The 23686-nt window shown below is 52.2% G+C and carries 20 protein-coding genes; 15 read left to right on the plus strand and 5 right to left on the minus strand.

From position 1 onward, the window contains the following. Positions 1-17: 17 nt before the first annotated feature. From CFI03_RS08105 to CFI03_RS08150, 10 genes are all read left to right on the plus strand, one after another. Positions 18-914, plus strand: coding sequence for a carbohydrate ABC transporter permease (locus tag CFI03_RS08105; RefSeq protein WP_116394167.1), 897 nt, complete (start codon positions 18-20; stop codon positions 912-914). A 73-nt stretch (positions 915-987) separates the two neighbouring features. After that, positions 988-2631, plus strand: a complete 1644-nt coding sequence (locus CFI03_RS08110; RefSeq protein ID WP_116394168.1) for an ABC transporter substrate-binding protein — start codon at positions 988-990, stop codon at positions 2629-2631. A gap of 155 nt (positions 2632-2786) precedes the next feature. Continuing rightward, positions 2787-3332: a histidine phosphatase family protein gene (locus CFI03_RS08115; RefSeq protein WP_116394169.1), complete on the plus strand. Its 546-nt coding sequence runs from the start codon at positions 2787-2789 to the stop codon at positions 3330-3332. Between the two features lie 84 nt (positions 3333-3416). Next, positions 3417-4532 carry an AI-2E family transporter gene (locus tag CFI03_RS08120; protein ID WP_116394170.1) on the plus strand — a complete coding sequence of 372 codons (1116 nt, stop codon included), beginning with the start codon at positions 3417-3419 and terminating at the stop codon, positions 4530-4532. A 138-nt stretch (positions 4533-4670) separates the two neighbouring features. Then, positions 4671-5804, plus strand: a complete 1134-nt coding sequence (locus CFI03_RS08125) for a GerAB/ArcD/ProY family transporter (RefSeq protein ID WP_116394171.1) — start codon at positions 4671-4673, stop codon at positions 5802-5804. Continuing rightward, a complete protein-coding gene (locus tag CFI03_RS08130; protein WP_116394172.1) occupies positions 5794-7383 on the plus strand; it encodes a spore germination protein in 1590 nt (529 codons plus the stop codon). Before CFI03_RS08125 ends, CFI03_RS08130 begins: the two co-directional genes overlap by 11 nt. A gap of 4 nt (positions 7384-7387) precedes the next feature. After that, entirely contained in the window at positions 7388-8497 is a 1110-nt protein-coding gene (locus tag CFI03_RS08135; RefSeq protein ID WP_116394173.1) for a GerAB/ArcD/ProY family transporter, read from the plus strand. After that, on the plus strand, positions 8494-9726 hold the full coding sequence (locus tag CFI03_RS08140) for a Ger(x)C family spore germination protein (RefSeq protein WP_116394174.1): 1233 nt from the start codon (positions 8494-8496) through the stop codon (positions 9724-9726). Before CFI03_RS08135 ends, CFI03_RS08140 begins: the two co-directional genes overlap by 4 nt. Before the next feature lie 3 nt (positions 9727-9729). After that, positions 9730-9987: a hypothetical protein gene (locus CFI03_RS08145; protein ID WP_116394175.1), complete on the plus strand. Its 258-nt coding sequence runs from the start codon at positions 9730-9732 to the stop codon at positions 9985-9987. A gap of 232 nt (positions 9988-10219) precedes the next feature. Beyond that, the gene (locus tag CFI03_RS08150; RefSeq protein ID WP_116394176.1) at positions 10220-11218 is read left to right on the plus strand and encodes a LysM peptidoglycan-binding domain-containing protein; all 999 of its coding nucleotides are present in this window, start codon (positions 10220-10222) and stop codon (positions 11216-11218) included. A gap of 292 nt (positions 11219-11510) precedes the next feature. Here CFI03_RS08150 and CFI03_RS08155 read toward each other — a convergent pair whose 3' ends face one another. Next, positions 11511-12728 carry an MFS transporter gene (locus CFI03_RS08155; protein WP_116394177.1) on the minus strand — a complete coding sequence of 406 codons (1218 nt, stop codon included), beginning with the start codon at positions 12726-12728 and terminating at the stop codon, positions 11511-11513. A 115-nt stretch (positions 12729-12843) separates the two neighbouring features. Between CFI03_RS08155 and CFI03_RS08160 the strand changes: the two genes are divergently transcribed. The 4 genes from CFI03_RS08160 (at position 12844) to CFI03_RS08175 (ending at position 15094) form a co-directional block, all read left to right on the plus strand. Beyond that, entirely contained in the window at positions 12844-13644 is an 801-nt protein-coding gene (locus tag CFI03_RS08160; RefSeq protein ID WP_116394178.1) for an AraC family transcriptional regulator, read from the plus strand. 121 nt (positions 13645-13765) lie between these two features. After that, positions 13766-14131 (plus strand): MerR family transcriptional regulator, encoded by a 366-nt coding sequence (locus CFI03_RS08165; protein WP_116394179.1) that lies wholly within the window; start codon positions 13766-13768, stop codon positions 14129-14131. Positions 14132-14133: 2 nt separating this feature from the next. Next, entirely contained in the window at positions 14134-14451 is a 318-nt protein-coding gene (locus CFI03_RS08170; RefSeq protein ID WP_116394238.1) for a thioredoxin family protein, read from the plus strand. A 121-nt stretch (positions 14452-14572) separates the two neighbouring features. Further along, the gene (locus tag CFI03_RS08175) at positions 14573-15094 is read left to right on the plus strand and encodes an ankyrin repeat domain-containing protein (RefSeq protein WP_116394180.1); all 522 of its coding nucleotides are present in this window, start codon (positions 14573-14575) and stop codon (positions 15092-15094) included. A 127-nt stretch (positions 15095-15221) separates the two neighbouring features. On the opposite strand, the gene CFI03_RS31300 is transcribed toward CFI03_RS08175, so the two are convergent. The 4 genes from CFI03_RS31300 to CFI03_RS08195 form a co-directional block, all read right to left on the minus strand. Continuing rightward, on the minus strand, positions 15222-16784 hold the full coding sequence (locus CFI03_RS31300) for a DUF3502 domain-containing protein (protein WP_116394181.1): 1563 nt from the start codon (positions 16782-16784) through the stop codon (positions 15222-15224). Between the two features lie 133 nt (positions 16785-16917). Further along, positions 16918-17796, minus strand: coding sequence for a carbohydrate ABC transporter permease (locus CFI03_RS08185; RefSeq protein WP_116394182.1), 879 nt, complete (start codon positions 17794-17796; stop codon positions 16918-16920). A 20-nt stretch (positions 17797-17816) separates the two neighbouring features. Next, positions 17817-18809, minus strand: a complete 993-nt coding sequence (locus CFI03_RS08190; RefSeq protein ID WP_116394183.1) for an ABC transporter permease — start codon at positions 18807-18809, stop codon at positions 17817-17819. A 177-nt stretch (positions 18810-18986) separates the two neighbouring features. Next, positions 18987-21314: a helix-turn-helix domain-containing protein gene (locus CFI03_RS08195; protein ID WP_116394184.1), complete on the minus strand. Its 2328-nt coding sequence runs from the start codon at positions 21312-21314 to the stop codon at positions 18987-18989. A 208-nt stretch (positions 21315-21522) separates the two neighbouring features. On the opposite strand from CFI03_RS08195, the gene CFI03_RS08200 reads away from it, so the two are divergent. After that, positions 21523-23607 carry a right-handed parallel beta-helix repeat-containing protein gene (locus CFI03_RS08200; protein ID WP_162862774.1) on the plus strand — a complete coding sequence of 695 codons (2085 nt, stop codon included), beginning with the start codon at positions 21523-21525 and terminating at the stop codon, positions 23605-23607. The last annotated feature ends 79 nt before the right edge of the window (positions 23608-23686 follow it).

The raw sequence follows: 23686 nt of genomic DNA on the forward strand, positions 1-23686 counted from the left end.
AGAAAGCAGGTGTTACGATGAGCAGTCCAACTTCCAGCCGGAAGCTGAATTCCGCTCCGCTTTTTACAACGATCTCTTATACGGTCGTATCCATCATTGCTCTTCTATGTCTGCTGCCCTTTATCGTTCTTCTGGCAGGCGCATTCTCCTCTGAGAGCTCCGTGCTTGCGGACGGGTACTGGTTCTGGCCGCGCGAGGTATCCCTTGAAGCGTTTAAGTATATTTTCCGGTATCCGAACGATGTGCTCTCGGCCTACAAGGTATCGATTATCGTGACGGTGGTGGGTACGGTATTGTCGCTGTTCATCTCAACGATGGCGGCCTACGTGCTGGGGAGAAAAGAACTGAAGCACCGCAATAAGCTGGCCTTCTTCCTTTTCTTCACCACGCTGTTTAACGGCGGACTTGCTCCTTACTATATTTGGCTCAGCCGCAACCTGCATCTGACGAACACTTACGCGGTGCTGATTCTGGGTCCGATGTTCAACGTGATGTACATTCTTATTCTTCGCAGCTTTATAAAAAGCTCCGTTCCCGAGCCGCTGATCGAATCGGCGAGGATTGACGGAGCGGGCGAAATGCGAATTTTCCTGCAGATGGTTCTGCCGCTCAGCAAGCCCGCGCTTGCTTCGATTGGGGTGTTTACCGCATTGGCTTACTGGAATGACTGGTGGACGGCGATGATGTTTACGACGAAGGACTCGTTCATTCCGCTGCAATATCTGCTCTATAAAATGCTGTCCTCCATCAATCTGTCCTCCGCTATGGCGCAGCATGTGACAAGCTTGGATGCTCCGAAGGAGACCTTTAAGCTGGCGATGACCGTGATTGCAACGGGACCTATTCTGCTCGTCTTCCCGTTTGCGCAGAAGTATTTCGTCAGCGGCGTAACGATTGGCGCCGTTAAGGGATGATATAGATTCCGCTGGACTTGGAATTTATATAGATGCTTTATTTGCTTGGCCATTATAAGGGGAGGGATTTATTTTGATAAGAAAAACAAAAAGCCCGTTTACGATGCTGGCCCTGATCGCGATGATCGCGCTTTTGCTGGCCGCCTGCAGCAGCAACAGCAATAATACCAATCATACGCAGGCATCGTCCAAGGCCTCTGAAGAGCCTTCGGCTGCAGCTTCGCCGGCAGAGGACAGCAAGGAAACGGCGGCCTCAGATACCGGCAATGATCACTCGGAAGAAGTGAAGCTGGTCGGGTATTTGCTGGGCGAAGCGCCAAAGGGCATGCCCGACGTCATGGCAGCTCTTAACGAAAAGCTGAAGAAGGACATCAACGCAACGCTTGAGATCAACTATATCGGCTGGGGGGATATCGCCGCGAAATACCCGCTTATTCTGGCTTCCGGTGAAGACGTCGACTTCGTGTTCACGGCGGACTGGAACTTCTATGTGCCTGAAGCCAATAAAGGCTCCTTCAAGGAACTGACGCAGGATATGTTCCAGAAGTACATGCCGAAGTATGCGGCGAAGCAAGACCCGGCTGCCTACAAAGCCGCGCAAGTAAACGGCAAACAATACATGATCCCGACTACAACTCCGGACCGCAAGGTTGGCGTTATCGTGCTCCGCAAGGACGTTATGGAGAAAGCGGGTTTGACGAATCCGACAAAGATCTCCGAGCTGGGGCCTTATTTTGCCGAGATTAAGAAAGACTACCCGAACATGATTCCGCTGAATCTGGACTCCCAATATGACCTGCCGGCACCGTTTGGCGCTTTGGTTCAAGAGAAGTTCGCTTACGCCGGCGCTCCGCTTGATTCCGGCGACCCGTCCGGTGTGGGCAACTATACCGATCAGGAGGACGCAACCGGTAAAATCCTGAGCATAACCGACGAGCCGGTTCAAGGCGCGTTCAAATATGCAGCCGGCATTATGAAGCAGTGGTACGATGCGGGGTATGTGAACAAGAATCCATATTCCAACAAGATCCGCTCGAAGGATAACTTCTGCGACGGGAAATCCGGCGTAGCGTTCGGCAACTCCATCGATATTCAAGCTACCCTGTCGTCTTGCCAAGACAAGAACATCGACACCTACATTATGCCGGTACTGTCTCCGACAGGCCATGCGCCATCCAACAGCTGGCTGAACAACGGTGTGGCGATCGCTGCCAACTCCAAGCATCCTGAACGCGCGATGGAAGCACTTGATCTTATCATGGAGAATCAGGATTACGTATTTAATGCTTACTACGGAATCGAAGGCAAGAACTACGTGCTTACGGCGGACGACAAGCTGGCTTTGCCGGACGGCGTAACCGCTGCCGACAATACGTATCCGCCGGATGCGGCGGGCTTCTGGTTCGTCGACAAGGATTATTTCAAGCCAAGCGCAAGCTGGACGGATTCCTACATCGAGCTGAACAACAAGATCAAGGACTTCCTGCAGCCGATCCCGTATCTGGGCTTCACGTTTAATACGGACAATGTGAAGACCGAGATTGCGAATCTGAAAAACGTCTCCACGCAATACTTCATGCCGCTTGCGATCGGGGCCGTGAAGGATGTCGACAAGCAAATCGATTCGCTGAATTCCAAGATGAAGGCAGCGGGCGTCGACAAAGTGAAAACCGAGCTGGAAACGCAGGCTTCCGCGTTCCTTGCGGCGAAGGGCTGATAAGAGAGGTTAGGGCGGTTCCTTGGGGACCGCCTTTTTTGTTTTGCCGGTGAGTTGTGGGGCTGGAGTGCTGGCAACCGGGAAGTTCATAGAGCTTCCTGGTTTTTATTTTGGTATTATTTTCATATAAAGTATTTTTGAGAGGAGGCAACGTCATGAAGCAAGTGTATGTCGTGCGTCATTGCAAAGCTGCCGGTCAGGAGCCGGATGCGTCATTAACGGAAGCGGGCGTTCGGCAGGCCGAAGAGCTTGCTGACTTTTTCTCCGGCAGGGAAGTGGATGTCATTCTATCAAGTCCGTTCGAAAGAGCTTTTAGAACAATAGCACCGCTCGCCGGCAGACTTGGTGTGGACATCGCTACGGATGACCGCTTAACTGAGAGAGTCCTGTCCGGAGCCAATCATGCGGATTGGCGAGAGATGCTGCGACTAACCTACGAAGATCTGGATTTGCTTTACGAGGGAGGGGAGTCCAGCAACGCGGCAATGAGCCGCGCGGCATGCGTCGTTACGGAAGCTCTGGGCAGCGGCAAGAACAATATTGTTATCGTCTCGCACGGAAATCTGATTTCTCTGCTGCTTAAGCATTTTGACAATCGGATCGGCTTTAAAGAGTGGGAAGCTATGTCCAATCCCGATGTGTTTCAGCTTACCTTCGCATCGGAGGATAAGCCTAGCATTCAGCGAATCTGGGAGGAATAATTGCATCTGCTATGTTTATTTTCGCCCGTTTTGCGTTAATTCTAGTAATAGGGAAAAAATATCGTTAAAAGGAGTTTTGTCCGTATGCCGCAAGGCAAGTGGTTTCGCATAGGTTACGGCATTATCGTTGTTTTATTGATCGCCTATCTGGCGTCTAAAGTAGATTTCGTGTTTAATCCGATCGGCAAGGTGCTTGCCGCGTTATTCGTGCCGCTCTTGATCTCCGGCATGTTCTATTATTTGTTCCGGCCGTTTGTAAGGCTGCTTTCCATGAAGCTGCCCAAGGCGGTCGCTATTTTGCTCGTTTACATAGGCGCGATTGGCATCTGTTATTTGTTCTTTTGGATGATCTGGCCTCCAATCCGGGACCAGTCCATTAATTTGGTGGACAACTTTCCGCAGATCGTCGCTTCCGTCCAGACATGGCTTGAATCCATGCAGCAGCATGAATGGTTGAAGGAAATCGGGCAGAAGGATGCCCTTTCTACGGAAAATCTGACGAACAAGCTGACCGGATCGCTGGATGAACTGCTTAATTCCGTCATCGGCAGCGTGCGCGGCATTTTTAACGTGATTATGAACTTCTTCTTCCTGCTTGGTCTCGTTCCGTTTATGATTTATTACTTGCTGAGCGAGGGAGACAAGCTGCCCGGCCATATCCTGCGGATGCTGCCGGAACGTTTCCACAAGGAAGCAAGCGGGGCGCTCAAGGAGATCGATGCGTCGATTGGTTCGTTTATCCTGAGCAAAGTGCTCACGTCGCTCCTTATCGGCGTGCTGACCTTTGTTGGTTACCTGCTTATCGATATGCCTTATCCGTTGTTGCTTGGCTTGATTGCCGCCATCACGAACTTCATCCCTTATATCGGGCCGTTAATCGCCTTTATCCCGACGGCTGTTGTTGCGCTTACCGTCTCTCCGATGACGGTGCTTCTGGTTGGCGTTGTGCTTGTTGTCTCGAACCAGATTGAAGCGAACCTGATCGGACCTCGGATCATCGGCAAGCAAATGAACGTTCATCCGTTCACCGTCATGCTGCTTGTTATTGGCGCAAGCTCCATTATCGGCGCTTTCGGGATGATCATCGTAGTTCCCGTCTATGCGATTATCAAGATTATCGCCATCCGCGTTTACGCATTCCGCAAGCATAACCACATCCCGCCAAAGGATCCGCTAGCGGAGGTTATCGAACGAAAGTAGTAAAAAAGCTGTCCACCCGGACAGCTTTTTTTATTTCCCTATCCGGTTCCAGCTTCCTCGTTCTGAATTATTTTCCATTCCGCCGGGCATGATAAGAAATGCAAAATTGGGCACATCGCGGACGGGAGGGGATTAGTCATGGTGACGTTGAGACAGATGGCTACGATGGTCATTCTGTTTTTAATCGGCAGCTCCTCTTTATTTCTGCTTGGCGGCACGGCGGAGCGGGATGCGTGGTTATCGGTGGCTGTTGGGGTGCTGGCCGGCTTTGTGGTCATCAGTCTCGTGACGCTGCAGATTCAGAGGCTTGAGCCTGACCGGAACCTTATTGAAATATTCATGCTGTATTTCGGCAAAGTGATTGGCTTTGTTTTTGGACTCGTCTATGTCGTTTATTTCTGCTACAAATGCACCCGCAACGTCCGCGAATTCGCGGATTTGTCGATTATGTTTTTGCTGTCGGATACGCCGTTGTCCGTCATCATGCTCATCATTTGCATTATTGGCGGTTATGCGGTAATGGGTGGTCCGGGAGTGTTCTTCCGAATGGCGGAGGTGCTGCTGCCGCTCCTTATTCTGATCTATGTCGCAATCTATTTCCTGCTGATCATGACAGGAACTATTGATCTGGCAAGACTTCTTCCGATGCTGGAAAAAGGCTTCAAGCCGGTCTGGGACGCCGCTATTCCGGAGATTATCTCCTTTCCTTTTGGCGAAATGGTGCTATTTCTCATGTTCTGGCGCTATATCGACAAAAGCAGCTTTGGCCAGGTAATGCGGGTAACCATGAAGAGCTATTTGTTTGCCGGAGCGTTTATTACGGTCATGAATGTAATTATTATCGCGAGCCTAGGCTCGTTAGCCGGGTGGAGTACGGTACCGCTTCTGCAAGCCACAACCTTTGTTACAATCGGGGATGTATTTGAGCGGTTTGATCCGTTTGTCGCGCTCTTGTTCTTCACCGCGGTATATGTGAAGCTGACGGCTTATTATCTTGGCGCATCGCTTGCCCTAGCCTACTTGCTTCGCATTTCGCTTCGAATTGCGGCCATTCCGGTCGGGATTGGCATATTTTTCGGCTCGTTCTGGTTTAAGAGCTACATGCACCAGGTTAACGTCGGCTTCGAGCAAAATATCAAATATCATTTTCCCATCTTTCAGATGTACATTCCGCTCCTGCTGCTGATCGTTATGCTTCTCCGATCCGGAGTCCGCTCACGCAGCAAGCGTCAAAACCAGCCATCTAGCGAGGACAGCAACCATGCTAATTGATAAGACTTCATCTAAGTCAGGCAAGCAGACCTCTTCGTCCGGGCAAGACAGGCAGCCTGAGCAAGTGCTGCTTCCGGATATGGATATCAATATTGAGCGTCTGCACCGTTTCCTGGGCGGAGGGGAGGACGTCGTATGCCGTACGCTTCAGCATCGATCTTTCGACAATACGCGGTATGCGATTCTCTATATTGACGGCATTGTGGAAGGGACAACGATTAATACGCTGCTGCTAAGTCTTCTGGATGATGCCAATAATCCGCATACGGATGAGGAGGGAGGCAAGGAGTCCAGCCTCTATCATCATTTGACCGAGCGGTCCATCGCAATTGGCAAGCTTAGCGAAGTCAGCACGATCGAACAAGCAGGCTACAGCATACTTGAAGGAAGCACCATTCTTGTGGTGGATGGCAACCTGCGGGCGATTGTGATGGATACAACCGGAGGCAAAAGCCGGGCGGTTGAGGAGCCAAGCACCCAGACGGTGATTCGGGGGCCGAAGGAAGGCTTTACCGAAAATCTGCGGACCAACACCTCGCTAATCCGAAGAATTATCAAGTCTCCGGACATACGGTTTGACTACAAAATGATCGGGCGTCAGACAAGGACCAATGTAGCCGTTGTCTATATGGAGGGAATCGCGGAGGAGGAAATCGTTAAGGAGGTTCACCGCCGGTTAGATAAGATCGATATTGACGGCGTGCTGGAAAGTGGGTACGTCGAAGAGTTTATTCAGGACCGGGCATTTACGCCTTTCCCGCTGCTGCAGAATACCGAGCGCCCGGATGCCGCAAGCGCTGCTTTACTGGAAGGCCAGGTTGTGATTATGGTATCGGGAACGCCGTTTGTCCTGATTGCACCGGTAACCTTTGTGAAGTTCTTTCAATCGAGCGAGGATTACTACCAGCGTTACGATATTGCGACCTTCCTGCGTGTTATTCGGATGGGTTCCTTCTTTATATCGATGCTGCTGCCGTCGCTCTACATTGCTATCACAACCTTCCATCAGGAAATGCTGCCGACCTCGCTGCTGATCAGTCTGGCCGCCCAGCGTGAAGGGATTCCGTTCCCGGCTTTGCTCGAGGCGTTCCTGATGGAGATTACCTTCGAGATCTTACGGGAAGCGGGCGTCCGGATGCCGCGGATTATTGGGCCCGCCATCTCGATTGTTGGAGCACTCGTGCTTGGACAGGCAGCCGTTCAGGCGGGGATTATATCCGCCGCCATGGTAATTGTGGTGTCTTTTACGGCCATTGCCAGCTTCGTAATTCCGGCTGTCAATATGGGCATTGCCGCCCGGCTGATCCGCTTTGTCTTAATGATTCTGGCAGGTACCTTCGGACTGTTTGGCATTATGTCCGGGCTTATGATCCTGCTTGCCCATTTATGCGGACTACGCTCATTCGGCAAGCCGTATATGATGCCCTTTTCGCCTTTTGTAGCTTCCAATTTGAAGGATGTTCTGATTCGCGTGCCGTGGTGGGCGATGCGCAAACGCCCGGTAAAAATTGCAAGCGACCACAATACAGTAAGAGAAGGCGCGGGGCAGAAGCCCAGCCCTGATCAGGAAGGAGCCTAGAATCATGAAACCGGCTATATCGACCTTGCAGACCGTTGCCTTAATTCAAAGTACCATTACGCCTACGCTGGTATTGGCCATACCGAGCGTAATGGTCTCGATTGCTCACCATGATGCTTGGATTTCAGGCATCATGGCGGCTATAGCCGGCATGATCATGGCTCTGGGAATCGCGATGATCTGCAATGCCAATAAAGGACAGCTGTTTGTGGAATGGATGGAGAGCAGCTTTGGAAGACCGATTGGCATGGCTGTTGGATTGCTGATCGGTATCTATTATTTCAACACCTTTTGCGTCATTATCCGGGCGTTTGCCGATTTTGTATCCGATATCGTTCTTGATGCTACCCCGCTGTATATGCTGACGATCATGATGGTGATCGTTACGGCTTTTATTGTTTTGCAGGGAATTGAGGCAATTGCGCGATCGGCTTTTATAGTACTTATTTTGATTCTGGTTGTCATTCCTGTATCTGTCTTCGTTCTTTATACGGATATTGGCTTCGAGAGGTTAATTCCGGTGTTCGATACCAGCATGCTAAGAATGGCAATCGCTTCTTTTCCGCCCATTGGTCTTATGTCCGAGGTTGCCATTCTGCTCCTGATAAGCCCGTATATGAAAAATCCGGCATCCGGCATGAAGGCAAGCGTAATCGGTACTCTCCTTGGTTCCGCGCAGCTTGTGCTTATCATATTGCTGGCCTTGACCATTTTCGGGCAACAGCTTGTCCCGCTGATGTCCTACGCTTTCGTTAACGTAATGGCCATCGTCGAGGTTGGTGAATTTCTGGAGCGTATCGAGGTTTTTACCGTGTCGGTCTGGTTCCTCACTATGTATGTCAAACTAGCGCTGTTTCTTTTTGCCTCCGTTCATTGTATCTTTCATTCTCTTCGTTTGCGCAGCGAGCGCCATACGGTGATCGGGCTCAGCATTCTGGCCATAGTAACGTCAGCAGGCGAGTGGCCGCAAAATATGGAAAGCAGCTTTATGGCAACCATGGTTAATATGCCGGTGCTGCTCATTATCAACATTGTATTGCCTATTCTAATTGCGTTGGGACTTCTCGTAACGAGTGGGAGACGAAAGCGGCAAGGAGGTATGCAGAAGCCATGAGACTACGGATTAAGTCTATCTGCTGTGCTGTGTTACTTCTTCTGTTTGCGTCTCTGACAACCGGCTGCTGGAACCGGATCGAGCTGAACGAAGTGGCCATCACATCGGCAACGGGCATCGATTGGGACGGAAGCAGCTGGATTGTTTCTTACCAGGTCGTTATTCCTGCCGCAATCTCTTCGGTAATGGGGGGATCGGGAGGCAGCGGTCCAAAGTCGCCAATCATTGTTTATTCGACGAAAGGAAAAACCATCCGGGATGCGATTATGCATAGCTATTCGGAAAGCCCGCGCAAGCTGTTTTTCGCGCATAACCGCGTTGTCGTAATTGGGGAAAAAGCGCTGCAGCACGGCGTAAACGAGCTGATCGACGTGTATTTCCGTAATTCAGGCACGAGGGAGACCGTAAGCGTGCTTGCGACACCGGGCACGGCGCGCAGGATTCTGGAGCAGTTCATGCAGCTGCAGGCGATCTCGGGGGCGGGTATGAAAGAAATTATTTTATCCGAGATGAAAAACACCTCTATATTGCCGAATATTCCGGTCTATCAGCTGGCTATGGAAGTGACCGGGGATGCGAAGAGCGCCGTTGTTCCCGAGATTTTTGTATCCGGAACGGAGGATACGTCTTCCTTGGATTCGTTCGGGAGCACCTCCATTCCTTCCAAGCTGAAGCTGGGACGTCTCGCCGTTATGAAGGATGATAAAATGATCGGCTGGATGAGCCGGAAGGAATCGCTAGGCGCATCCTATTTGCGGGACAGCGTGAAGCAATCCTACGTGGTTGTTCCTTGCGAAGACGATAAAGGGAAGAAAGGCTATGACACCATTCAAATTTTGAAGTCTTCCACGAAGGTTACTCCTAAGCTGAAGAACAATCAGCTCGCGTTTACGGCGGAGGTCGACGTTACCGGATCGTTACTGGAATCCACTTGCGCGCAGGACTTATATAAGCCCGGCATTATCCAGTCGCTTGAACAGGGAGGACAAACGCAGATTAGCTCTCTGCTGCAAGAGGCGTGGAAGAAGGGGCAGCAGTTAAATACGGACATATTCGGAGCGGCGGAGAAAACCCATCGCAAATATCCGAAGCAGTGGAAGGCATGGAGCAAGAATTGGGACGGGGTGTTTAAGCAGGCTCCGCTAGAACCGAAGGTCAAGTTCCGCATGGCTCGGATGGGATTAAGCAACAAATCCTTTGATTACTTGACGGAAAAGAAGGAGAAGTAAGTTATGTTATACGTCGCGATTGTGATCGTACTGGCGTACATCGTGCTGTTGTTTGCAGGTGGAAAGCCGCTTATCCACAAGAAATGGTACAAGGATTTTGCCGTATACCTGGTTCTGCTGACCTGGAGTACCGTTATCGCGGTGGGCTATGTTCTCCATTGGCGGGGGGTAGCCGTTGGGACAACGGTAGCGCTTATCAACATGGGAATGGAGCCGATTCGAACCGTCATGCTAGGTATAGTTGGCTGGGGAATGAAATAAAGACTAGTTCTTGAATCCTTGTGTTTATTAGGCACATTGGGAAATAGTAGTTCTGGAAGAACCCGAAGCGGCCGGTTCTTTTTGCTTTTGTTTCCTACGTACGCACCAATTGTTGCCGAAGGCTGCCGAATAAGAAGGAATCCCGACGAATGACAGCGAATCAGATGAGCCGCAATTATTCCTTCAGAAGGTGTGATCATCGTTGAGCAGGTTGTCGAAGTGGGTCCTTTGTATGATTTTGGTTATGATGGCATTGGCGAGTTATCCGGGGAATCTGGGGGCAGAGGCGGAGAAGGCTGCCGGCATTACCGTACCTTACACCGTTAAGCCGGGAGATACGTGGTTTGGCATCTCGAAAAAATATTATCTTACAGGCGATTACGAGCAAGTAGCGAAAGTAAACGGATTAAATCCGCAGGTATCCTTGAAGGCCGGATCCGTGCTCAAGCTGAAAAGCCCTCTTGTTCTGGACTACTATGAGGTACTGCCTGGAGATACTTTATTCTCGATTACCAAAAGTTATTTTAACCGCGGTCATTATATGGACACGTTAATGAGCTACAACGGGATAACCGATCCCAATACCGAGCTGCAAATCGGAATGACGCTTCGAATTCCGCTGCCGTCGGGTGAAGGCAGGCATCATGTTGTGAAGGGCGATACCCTATACGGCTTATCGGTCAAATATTTCAAATCGCAGGACTATCAGAAGGCGGTTGCCCAGACAAACGGGGTAGGCACGGATACAAGCCTCATTCAAGCGGGGCAAGAACTGAAAATTCCTAATCCGTATTACATGGCGGCGGCGAAGTCCGGCAGCACGGTTGCTGCTGCGACGGCCTCGACCAAGCTTTCCATAGAGATCGATATTACGAAGAATAAGCTGTACGTAAAATCCGGAGGGACAATTAAGAAGACATTCGATATCGCCAGCGGGAAAAAAGCGGGTTTAACGCCAACCGGAACTTTCGAGATTCTAACAAAGATCGAGAACCCTTGGTACTCCGCCAAAGGGATTCCCGGGGGGGATCCGAAGAACCCGCTCGGCAGCCGCTGGCTGGGGTTAAGCGTCCCGAATACCCTGGGAACGAAGTACGGCATTCACGGGACCAACGCCCCTTCATCCATCGGCACGAACGCAAGCGCGGGCTGCATCCGCATGCTGAATGAGGATGTAGAGTGGCTATATAATGCGGTACCTACGGGTACAAAGGTTACGATACATAAATAAAGTACGGGGCCTGCGTTGGTTCACCGGTGAGATTTGAACGATAGATAGATAGTGCGAATAAGACCCTGGCGGGGTCTTATTGTGCTCTAGTAGAGTAGATAAGCAGCGAATAAGTCCCCGCAAGGGTCTTATTTTGTTAGTAGTGCAGGGAACTGGTGTCTTGAGGGACAAAAAGCAAGTAATAAGACCCTGCCGGGGTCTTATCGCATTCGAGCAGAGCGGCAATAAACGAAATAAGACCCTCACAGGGTCTTATTCGGTCTGGAGCTATCAACTTGGCGAAGCTCCTCACCTACCCCTTGCCCATCAGCTTCGAGTCCTTCGGCAGGAAGAACGCGCAAAGTCCAAGCAGCGGGAGGAAGGAGCACAGCTCGATCGTAAAAGCAACGTCCTTCACGTCGGTCAGCCAGCCGAGCAGAACGGAGCCAAGTCCGCCCATGCCGAACGCGAGCCCGAAGAATAAACCGGATACGGTGCCGATATGCCTTGGCATAAGCTCCTGCGCATAGACGATGATAACGGAGAAGCCGGACATTAGAATCAGGCCAATCGCGCAGCACAACACGAGGGCGACTGCCGGGCTTGCGTAAGGGAGCAGCAGCGAGAATGGCGCCGTTCCGGCGATGGAAATCCAGATCATCGTCTTGCGGCCGAACTTGTCGGCAAGCGGTCCGCCAAGCAGCGTGCCAACCATGCCCGCGAATTGCAGAGCGAACAAGCAAATTTGCGCGCGCGAGAACGACAACCCGTAATGATCGATGAAATAGAACGAATAATAACCGGTCATGCCCGCAATATACACAAACTTGGAGAACAGCAGGATAATGAGGAGCGCCATCGTGCCGGTCACGAACAACGTGGAATGGGGCGATTGCTGATCCAGCATCCGGTTAGCCGCTTTTTTAATCGATGAGGCAGCTGCTAATTGACCGGCATACCAGCGGCTGATGATTTGTTGTATGACGATTCCGGCAACGGCGAAAATCGTAAACCACAGGAAGCCTTTTTGGCCATGCGGCATTAACAGAAAAGCAACCAGCAGCGGCGCCAGCGCCTGGCCGGTGTTGCCGCCGACCTGGAATACCGATTGCGCCATCCCTTTCCCGCCGGATGCTGCCATCCGGGCTACCCGGGAGGATTCCGGATGCAGGACGGACGAGCCTACCCCGATAAGGGCGGAAGAGACGAGCAGCATCCAGAAGCTGTCCGCATATGCGAAGCCAACTACGCCGGCCAGCGAGAAGAGCATGCCAAGCGGCAGCAGGAAGGGCATTGGCCTGCGGTCTGATACGTATCCGATAAACGGCTGGAGCAAGGATGCCGTAATGTTGAGCATAAAGGCTACCCAGCCTATTTTGGTGAAGCTCAGATGCATCTCGGATTGAAACAGCGGAAAAGCGGAAGGCACGGCAGTCTGCATCGCGTCATTCAGCAGATGGGCGAAGCTGACGCCAAACAGCATCCAGATCGCCGGATTGCGCTGCGCCTGTAAAGCAGCGGTCGTATTCATGGAACGGTTCCCCCTTTTCATTTTTTTCAGTATAGCGGGGGAGGCGGAAAACGGTCGTTGCGAAAAGTGCTGCAAATGGAGCAACTTTTGCTATAATGATGGCAGGTGAAGAGACATGGAGATGAAAGCAGAGACCAACTGGATCGAGCTGTGGCAAGGAAGCCATGGCTTCAAGAATGTTCCCCATAAGCATGAGGACTGGATGCAGGTTACGCTTCCGATCAAGGGCACGGTTCACTTTACGCAGGAAGAGCGGAGCTATGGGCTGAAGCAAGGCAACGGCTTGCTCCAGCCGCCGGGGACCGAACATCATTTTTATCTGGGCGAGCAATCATCCGTAATCATTATAAAAGTCCGCGAACGCGGAGACGGCGGGATGGAATCCCTGCAGCCGCATTTCATGGCGGGTGCTGGGCAGGACATCCGGCAGGAATTCCATACCGGAGACATGATAGGCCGGTTCCGTCAATGGATGATGGCGCTGATGGAAGGGCAGGCTTTGGCCGATCCGATTGCGGTGCAGGAGGTGGAGCAGGATGTGCTCGCCTATCTGGGCGGCATGCTTAAGCTTGGCCAGAAGGAGCTGCTGCCGCCGGGCATTAACGATCCGCATATTCGGCGGGCGTTGACCTATCTCCATGACTGCTACGACCATACGATTAATATCGAGGAGCTTGCCGGAATCGCGCTTCAAAGCCGCTATCATTTTATCCGCTCCTTCCGCGAAGCAACCGGTACGACGCCATATCAATATTTGCTGCGGCTGCGCATTACGGAGGCCATGAACAGACTGCGCCGTTCCGATTCTACGATCGGGCAGATCAGCGTGGATCTCGGCTTCTCGAGCACGAGCCAATTTCACCGCGCTTTCCTGAAAATGACCGGCGTTACCCCGCAGGCGTACCGCCAGCAATAATAGAAGCTAGCCCTTCCGACCGAGGAAGGGTTTTTGTCTACTTTAGCCGTTTCATCTTGACCCTCACATTAGTGTGAGGGTATATAATCGATTCGAATCGACGATGCAGGAGGCGTTAAGGATGAAAATCGGAGAGCTTGCGACGCGTACGGGAGTTAGTCTGCGGTCGCTTCGTTACTATGAGGAGCAGGGACTGCTTACTCCCATTCGGCTGGAGAACGGGTACCGGGAATATTCGCCGCTTGCCGAGGAGCAGGTACGGACGATTCAGCTGTATCTCCAGCTTGGATTATCGACGGAGCAAATCGCCGGTTTCCTGCACTGCGTCTTGAAAAACAAAGAGGCGTTCTGCAAGGAGGTGCTGCCGATCTACCGCGAGAAGCTGGAGGAGATCGAGACGCAGATTCAGCTCCTGAGCAGCATAAAACGCAATCTGGAGGACCGCATTCAGTCGATTCTGGAAGAGCAGAAGGAAACGGAGGAATGAAGATGAGCGTTAGAAAAATAGACGGGCAGTCGTTCCATCAGGCTGTTCGCTCGAATGGAGCAACTTTAGTTGAGTTCGGGGCCGCATGGTGCCCGCCGTGCAAGGTGCTGCTGCCGATTCTGGATGAGCTTCAGCAGGAGGAAGGCGAGCGTGTCTCCATCCTTCAAGTGGATTGTGATGAATCGCCGGAGATTGCTTCCGAATTTGGCGTGATGTCGATGCCAACGGTTATCGTCTTCCATAACGGCGAGCCGGTCGACAAATATATCGGACTCCGTCCGAAGGATGTGTACCAGCAGGCAATTGCCCGGTATGCGTAAGTCGTGAGGGGAAATGGCCGGTCACTTTAGTGGCCGGCTTTCTCAAATATCAGGCAGGAATTGGAAGGTTCTTGGGAGAAGTTCAAATAGGCTCATTATCTTCCAGATGGAGGTTATACGAATGGAGTTACAATCTTACATAAATGATCTGTTCCAGGCGGCTCAGAGCGGCGACGCAGCCAAAGCGCAAGAGCTGATTGAGGCCCATCCGCAGCTTGCCAATACCGAGAATCGAGACGGACTTACCCCGCTTGGCTATGCCGCGCATTTTGGCAACGCGGAAGTAGCTCGTGTATTGCTGGAGTTAGGCGCGGACGTCAATGCCGTCTCCCATTCCGGCATTTCGTTTATTCCTTCGAATACGGCCCTACATGCGGCGATCGCGGGGGAACGGAGTCTCGAAGTCATTAAGCTGCTGCTCGCAAAAGGGGCAAATCCAACAATCCTGGACAGCAATGGCCATACCTGCCTGCACTCGGCGGCTTTCCATGATGACAATCTGGAGATGATTCGCCTGTTAATGGAGCATGGAGCGGATATAAACGCCTCGGCGGATGGCGGGGACACGCCGTTGTCGCTGGCTATTCAGCAGGGGCATGAGAACGTGGCGAGCCTGCTTCGGGAGTATGGCGCGCTCCGCTAGAGCGTGTCGAAGCCGTAAGAAACAACTTTTGCAGCTAAAAGAGAATCACAGCACAGCGCAAAACAGGATTCGGCAACCATGCCTGACCCAAAAAACAGTCCCCCGGCATGCCGAGGGACTGTTTCTATTATTTCAGGCCTTTTTGCGCAAGGAAGGCATCCCACTGCTTCTGCACTTCCGCGTCTACCTTCTCCGCGCCGGAGGCTTTCAGCTTCGAGATATATTCCGGCAGCACTTTGTTAGGATCAACGGCGCCGGTCTCCAGCGCGGTTTCGTATTCGTTCTTCACCGCGTTGATGTTAGCAACCTCCGCTTTGAAATTCTCCTCGTTCACCGTAAAGCCGCTGCTCGCCAGAACGACGGCGTTGTCGTTCAGCTCAATGGTCTTCTGCCATGTATCCGCAGCCATGCCCGGCTTCAGATAAGCGTTAAATTGGTTGCCGAATACCCAGTCGCCGTTAGGCGCGTAACCGGAGCCTTCGATCGGCTCGATGTACTGGTCGTCGACTTTTTTGTAATGCTTGCCTTCAATCCCGTTGCAGATCAGGTTATACAAGTATTTATCCGTATTCAATAGGTTGATAAGCATAAGGGCGCGTTCCGGATTTTTCGAGTTTTTGTTGATGACATGCATGGCGCTTGCGATACCCGTGAAATAGCTCTCGGAGATTGGAACATATACGACATCGTTGCCGCCATTGATCGCTTTTTCGCCAATCTCGCCGCCCGGCTTTGAAGTGAACTCGATCGATACCGCAACGTTGCCTTTTGCCTTCAAGTCGTTAATGTTCTGGAGGACGGGAGCGTCCTGGTTGATATAGCCCTTCTCGTACCATTCATGCAGCTTCTGGAAGTATGGAAGACGGTCATTGGCCGTGTTCAGGAACGTCGATAGCGTGTAAGCCGAATCGTCTTTTTTATAGTAAACAGGGGAGCCGTCCGTGCCTGCAACGGTTGGGTCGATATACATGCCTCTGGAGTTTTGCGCGAGACCAAGCGGCACGACATCCGGCTCGTTTTCCTTCAAGGTTTGCAGGAACGGCTCGATATCGCTGTAGGTATGGATGCTGGAGACGTCAAGATTGTATTTGTCGATAAAACGCTTCTGGATAATCAAGCTCTTTTGCTTCGCCGCTACTTGATAGATCGGGAAGCCGTACACCTTGCCGTCGGCGGCAAGCATATCCGGCCAGAATTTATCCGGAATATTCGCGCGCGCTTCGGGAGCATACTTGGCAATCATGTCATCCGTAATCTCATGATAAGCGCCGCGGTCGATATAAGGCTGATAGTTGCCAAGCCAGCCCTTGGAGCTCCAGGCAATGTCAAAGTTCTCGTTCGCCGCGAGCATCGCGTTCAGCTTTGGCTCGTATTCGTCGAAGGTGAGCGGTTTCAATTCGACGGTGGCGTTGATCTTTTCCTTCAAGTATTTGTTAATCTCGTCGTTAACGAGCTTTTGGTCCGGACCGGGATCGGCCGCTACCGGATAAAGGAACGTAAGCTTAACAGGGTCCAGAGCCGGCTCCGTTGACTCGGCAGGCGTATCGCTGGCCGCGGTTGACGGTTCCGCCGAAGGCGTTGGAGCTTTGTTGTTATTGCCGTTATTGTTGCTGGAACAGGCTGCGAGAATGCCACACAATAAGATGACGGACAGCAGCGTTGCGAACAATCTTTTTTTGTTGTTGTTCACCGTAAACCCTCCAATTATCGTTCCTGTTTTATTATTACTACACTTTGTGAAGCAGACCTGCTTAAGCCGCGCAAAAGAGTGCGGATCACCTCCTAAAAAGAATAAGCAGATAATAGCTTAACAATCTCTGCGCTTAGCCCTTCAAAGAACCAACCGTTAACCCTTTGACGAAATACTTCTGGAAAAAGGGGAAGATCACCAGCATCGGCCCGCTGGCCACGATGGCCATCGCCATCCGAACGGTCAGCGTAGGGAACTGAGCAAATTTCAGCTTATCCGCCACCTCGGCCATTGGAGAGTTTGCCAGAAACTCCGCTTGCGATAAGATCCGGACGAGCAGCAGCTGAAGCGGTACGTATTTGTCGTTGTCGATGAAGAGCAGGGCGTTAAACCATTCGTTCCAATACCCGAAAGCAATGAACAAGCCAAGCGTGGCCAAGGCGGGCGTGGAGAGCGGCAAAATGATGGTGAAGAAAATCCGGTATTCCTTTGCCCCGTCCACCTTCGCGGATTCGATGATTTCTCTCGAAATTTTGTCGAGGAAGCCTTTCATAATCATGATGTTGAACGGGCTCATCACGGCGGGAATGATCAGGGCGGCTAGCGTGTTTTTCAGATGCAAATATTGCGTCATCAGAATATAGAACGGAATAAGTCCGCCGTTGAACAGCATCGTGAAGAAGACGTAGAACGTAAGTGGCCGCTGGTAGCGGAAGTCGCTGCGCGAGATCGGATAAGCCATCAAGGCGGTCATGAAGAGCGACAGCACGGTGCCAATGACGGTAATCGCAATCGTCACCCCGTACCCTCTAAGCAAAGGCTCGGGCTTCTCGAACACAATCCGGTAAGCCTCAAGGCTCCATTCCTTGGGCAGGAATTGATAGCCGAACTGATGCAGGCTGTTCTCCGAGCTCAGCGAGATCGCGATAACGAGAACAAAAGGCATGGCAATAAGCAGACAAACAATCAGGAAATACAGGTTAATGACGATATCGGCGATTTTGATTTTCATGGATAAGCAGGCCTCCTCGGTCAGAAAAGCGCATTGTCTTTGTCAATGCGGCGGACGATCAGGTTCGCGGTTACGACGGTCACAAGCCCAACGACGGATTGCAGGAATCCGACCGCGGCGGCGGAGTTGATGTCCCCAAGCTTCGTTAAGGCGCGGTAGACGTAGGTATCGATAATGTCCGTGGTAGGGAAGTTAGGCCCGACGTTATTCGGAACAAAGTAATGCAGCCCGAAATCTCCTCTGAAAATATTTCCGAGACCTAAAATAAACAAAATGATAACGAGCGGCTTCAGAAGCGGCAGCGTAATCCGGGTCATCATCTGCACGCGGGAGGCTCCGTCCAGCCGGGCCGCTTCGTAATAATCGGTGCTGATTCCCGTAATGCCGGCGAAGTAGACGAGCGTGGAGAAGCCGACTCCTTTCCAGAGGGCCACAAGCGGAAGGATAAAGATCCACGGCGTTGTCTCGAGGTACCAGTTATGGCCCTTCTGGCCGAACAATTCAAGGATCGTGTTCAAGTACCCGTTCTGGAAGTCGAGAAAAGCGTTGCCGATATAGCCGACCAGCACCATGGAGATGAAATAAGGAAGGAACAAGGTCGTCTGGTACACCTTGATTAGCTTGCTGGTCAGCTCGTTAAGCAGAAGGGCCATGAGGAGCGAGACCGCCATCGTGAGCAGGATGTACGTAAAGTTGTACAGCAGCGTATTGCGTATAATGCGGAAGGCGTCCTGCGCTTTGAACAGAAACTCGAAGTTGTCGAAGCCAACCCATTTGCTGCCGAATATGCCTTGGTCATACCGGAAATATTTGAAGGCCAGGATTAGCCCGACCATAGGCAAATAGGCAATGACCAGTTTGAATAAGACGCCTGGGAGGGCAAGCAGGATCAGCTCGCGGTTTCGCCGGATATGCCAGAGCTCTTTGGCAAGCCAGCTTTTGCGTTTAACGGGAACAGGGGCTGCTGGCTGCTCGTAGCTGCTTGGTAGACCGGCAGGCGGGATGTTAGGCAAGTGCATCTCCTCCAATCTTTGATGAGTCCAGCATGCCATGACCCGAACCGGGCGGGGTAGAGTTCATTGTTTGAATAACTGTAGAAGCGTGCTGTACTTATTGCGAATTACTGTTTTATCCCGCTTGCGGCAGCAAAAAAACGCCTGCTTCCTTGGGAGGAAGCAGGCGGCTTGGCTTCAGGAGATTGATTTTTTTATGCGGAATTCCTTAGGCGTCGTGCCGAACTTGCTTTTGAATAAGCGGAAAAAATAGCTCTGGTTGCCGTACCCGACCTTCTCCATAATCTCGGTAATGGTGCCGTCCTCTTTGAGCAGCAGCTCCTGCGCCCGGCGCAGGCGGACGTCGTTGAGATATTCCGTAATGGTCATTCCGCAGCTATCCTTGAACAGCTTGCCAACGTAAGCGGAGCTTAACTTGACGGTGGAAGCGATGGACTGCTGGCTCAAGTTGTAGTCGCTGTATTTTTGCCAGATGAGCTCCTTCACGGTTTCGATAATCATTTCGTTGCGCTCCATGCTGGAGGGCTTCGCTTCCTCGCATATCGCAGTGCAGAGGGACAGAAAGGCGAGATGAAGCTCATCCAGCGTGTAGTAATCCTGCGGCAGGAGCGGGATGCGTTCGATGTCGACGGACAGCTGGGTAATGCGGTTGCTCGTAATCTCGGCTGCCGCGTTTTTGATAACCCAGGCCATATCGGCGATCGCTCTTCTCATATCCTCCAGCTGCAGCGCGGCCAGCAAGGCGAAGGCCCGTTCCAGCTCGCTGCCGGCTTCGGTCAGCTTGCCTTTCTTGATGGCCTCGGACAGCTTTTTCTCCACGTCGCCTGGCAGAGACTTTTGCTTGTTCTCGAGATTTGCGCGTATATCCTGCCCTTCTATAATCGCTTTGTAGCCCATCAGAATACTGTACTGGCTAAGCTGATAGGACTGGTAATAGCTTGCGGACAGCTGGGTCAGCTGGGTAACGGCCTCGCCGATCCCGCAGGTGATAGAGAGATTGTAATAACGCTCCAGAATCTGCTGGACATCGAAGATAGCGGGTTTGACCGCTGCCGGATCAAGCAACTCTTCCTTGCCGGACAGCAGGATGGTGAAATGATCCTCCTGCATATCGACCATCTCGCAGCGGAAAGCCCGCGACAGCACTTCCTTCGCGATATTCATAACCGCAAAGCTATGTAGCTTTTTCATGCCGGATGATGTCCTTCGGTCGTATTCATCGTACCGGTCGAACCGGAGCGTGCAAACCATATAGGGCCCGCTTGGCGCCAGCTGCAGCTCGTGCTTTCTGATCAGCTGCCTCATATCCAGCTCGGAAAGGCTGCGGTTATCGGTCAAAAACTTGCGGATATAGTATTTGCGAACAATCTGCTCCGAGCTGATCTCCTGCAGCTGTCCGGAGAGCTGCTCGTAAAGATCGCCCATGGCATCCAATTCGTTGCGCTTGCCCGAATCCGGGGCGGCATTCCTCATATGCGGGAGAATCCGCTTCAGCATCCCTTCGATTGGACCGTACAGCTTGTAGCTCAGCCAGACGGAGATTCCGATGGAGAGCAGGATAAAAGCGCCGGTCAGCACGAAATTCCGGGTCCGCATATCCGAGACGGCCTTCATGATCTCCTTGTAAGGCTGAATGTACAGAATCGTCCAGTCGCCAATGCCGTGCAGGTACGTAACCATCACCTTTTGCCCGCCGGAATTGCCGATCACGAAGCCGGAATCGTTCGCCGCTCCGGTCTCCCCGTTAGGAGCCTGTATCAGCTTATCTATGCTTGCTTGATCGAGAGGCAGGGTCTGCCCGGAATGGCCGCTGTCGAACAGCTGCCCGCCGGACGTTCGGATCAGAATCTCGCCGCTGCTCCCGCTGCTTATGCCGTTCAGCTTGCTTAAGCTGTCGAATACCCAGTCGGGCTTGATGAACAATATAATAGCCGATTGGCTTGGGGTGAACGGACCATACGAATCCGTGACGATAAACGCAAAGGCATCAATCTGGTTGGAATGCTGGAAGCTGAACGGGATGAGCCGGGATGCCGGCAAAGAACCTTCCGAGGAATGGAGCAGCCAATCGAGGATGCTGCTTTTTGTCGTGCCGCCATCTACCAGGAAATCGCTGGAGGAGCCGTACAACTCCCGGGTTGAAGCGTTATAGACTGCCATTGAATGCAGGAACGAGGAGCTTTCCAGCATATTGTACATTTGCTGATAGCCGCGGATATAGTCCATTTTGGGCAGGTTGTTGCTGAACATCAACGGAATCAAGGCGTTATCGCGGAAAGCGAAGGTAGACAGGTGAACGATGATTTCGTTCATATAAGAGAGGTTATATTGGGTTTGGGTCAACACCTTGAGGTTTGCGTCCTCCTGGACATGCTTGACGGACCGCTCGAGCAGGTAAGTATTGGCTGCGGACAAGCCGGTAAGGATGAGAGCCATCGTCAGCATGATGGAAAATAACACGCGCTTGAAATATTTTTTCGAGGTAAAGTAGCCGTACGCTTTCATGAGTATCCTGCCCCTTTATCCAGCATGTAGTCTCTCTATGTATAGTTGTAAACGCTGCCAAACCGTTGCGCAAGGGTTATTTTGGCCGGAATCACCTTAGAAAGCAGTGAACCGGATATCGTACGCTTTTTAGCGTTTTGTGCAGTTTACAGTATGGCGTATGCTGTGGCAGTGTGAAGTCAAACAGCAGGCAAAAGGCGGTGGGGAGATGCTTGAAATCTATGTCAGCGCATTGGGAAATGATCATGGGGACGGAAGCAGGGAGAAGCCGTTTCGCAGTATTCGGGAGGCTCAGGCGACCGTTCGTTCTATGGTGAAAAAAGGGGTGACCGGCGGAATAACCGTTATTGTGGGAGAAGGGACCTATACGCTTGATGAACCTCTCCGCTTTGGAAACGGCGACGCGGGAGGGGAACGCTGCCTTGTTACATACCGCAATGCGGAGGGGCGGACAGCGGAGTTGATTGGCGGGAAAGTCCTGTCCGAATGGAAGGATGCGGGGAATGGAGTATGGACCGCGCAGGTGCCGAAGGGAGTACGGTTTCATACCTTGTACGCCGATGGCAGACGTATTTCGAAAGCGAGAATGCCTGCCTCCGGTTATTACCGCTCGCTTCCGCTCGAAGAAGACGGACGGGCCGGCATCCGTTATGAGGAAGGGGAGTTTCCGGATATTCCGAAGGAGGACGCGGATAGCTTGCAGATTTATGTATGGCCGGGCGGCGGCGAAGCGAACTGGTTCGCGGAGACCATTCCGGTGGACGGAATGAAAGAGGGCAAGATTTTATTTAAACGGCCTAGCTGCTGGGAGATTGGAGAAGGCTCCCGTTATTACTTGCAGGGCTCGCGTGCCTTTCTGCGGGAGCATGGCCAATTCCATCTGGATGAGGCGGCAGGCTTGCTGTATTACCGGCCGCGAAGCGGGTCGCCGCTTCATGAGCGGGTGGTTGCTCCGGCTGTCGGCCGAATATTGCATATCCAAGGAGATAGTGATGCGGAGAGAGTGTCGGGGCTTACATTCTCGGGACTGACGTTGGCCTGCACGGACTTTACGGAGGACTTTCGGATGATGCGGGAAGAGCCCGGCATGGACAACGCGGAGCCCGATGAGAACCGGAACGGCATCGTATACATGCGGAATGCCCAAGGAATCGAGATTTCGGACTGCGTTATTCGAAATTCCGGAACATGCGGGGTCTATCTCGACCGCAGCGTTGAAGGCGTGCGGCTGCTTCGCAACCGGATCGAGCGGATGGGGCATACCGGCATCTATGCCTCGGGCTATGCGCCGGGAGAAGGAGCTTTTCAAGATCATCTTGCCGCTTATCGGAACAAAGGGCATTGCATAACGGACAATATCATCACGGATGGCGGCGAGCTTGTTGGGCATGGCAGCGGCATTGTGCTGTATCAGAGCGGAGATAACGAAATTGCCCATAACCGGATAGCGAACATGCCCCGTTACGGAATATCGATGAAGGGTCTTCGCTACCAGCGGATGCCGGAGGAGCTTTGGGGAGTTCCCGTAACCTGGGATAATCATGCTTCGTTTCTGTTCACCCGCAACAATGTCATTCGCCATAACGACCTGTCCAATGTCATGACCGACAGCCAGGACGGAGGCATCATTGAATCTTGGGGAATCGGCCGGGGCAACGCGATTCATGGCAACCGCCTTCATCATAGCGGCATCCATTTTTCCTTCGGATTCGGTATTTATCTGGATGATGCTTCTAGCGATGTGGAGGTGACGCATAATCTCCTTGATCATTTGTACCAGACGGGGGAAGGCAAGCTGTGGATGGCTATATTCTCGAAAGGAATCGGCAACCGGATTATCAACAACTTAATCGCGAATAACGAATCGGAATGCGCCTTTGGCACGCAGGAAATGGTAGGTGAGAGCAATAGGGATATTGTTATCCGATCAAATATCGTATCCAACTCCGGTTATTTGTATGCTCACGTGAATTGGAGCGAAGAGCGGCTGGCCTCGGCTGACTGTAATTTATACTGGCGAGGCGGCGAGCCTCCGCTTGTGACCAGCGAGGAGCTGCCGTTTCCGGCGGTTGGCGAGAGCAAGGTCTGGGGGAAGCTGTATCATTGGGACTCCTGGCGTTCGCTCGCGGATGGAAAGCTTGATGCGCACACGATTCTGGCACCTGCCGGTTTTGCAGACGAAGCAGCGGGAGACTACCGCTTGCTGCCGGCTTCTCCGGCTTACCGGCTTGGCTGGCAGGATATCGACTTCTCGCGGTTTGGTCCAAGATTGTACCCTCAGGAAGGGCAGTGATTGAAACAGAAAACGCCTGGGCGGAAAATCCAGTCGATTCAATAAAAGCGCGACCCCTGGAAGGGCCGCGCTTGTCATA

It is taken from the genome of Paenibacillus sp. ATY16, from assembly GCF_003399985.2.
GTDB lineage: Bacteria > Bacillota > Bacilli > Paenibacillales > Paenibacillaceae > Pristimantibacillus > Pristimantibacillus glycanilyticus.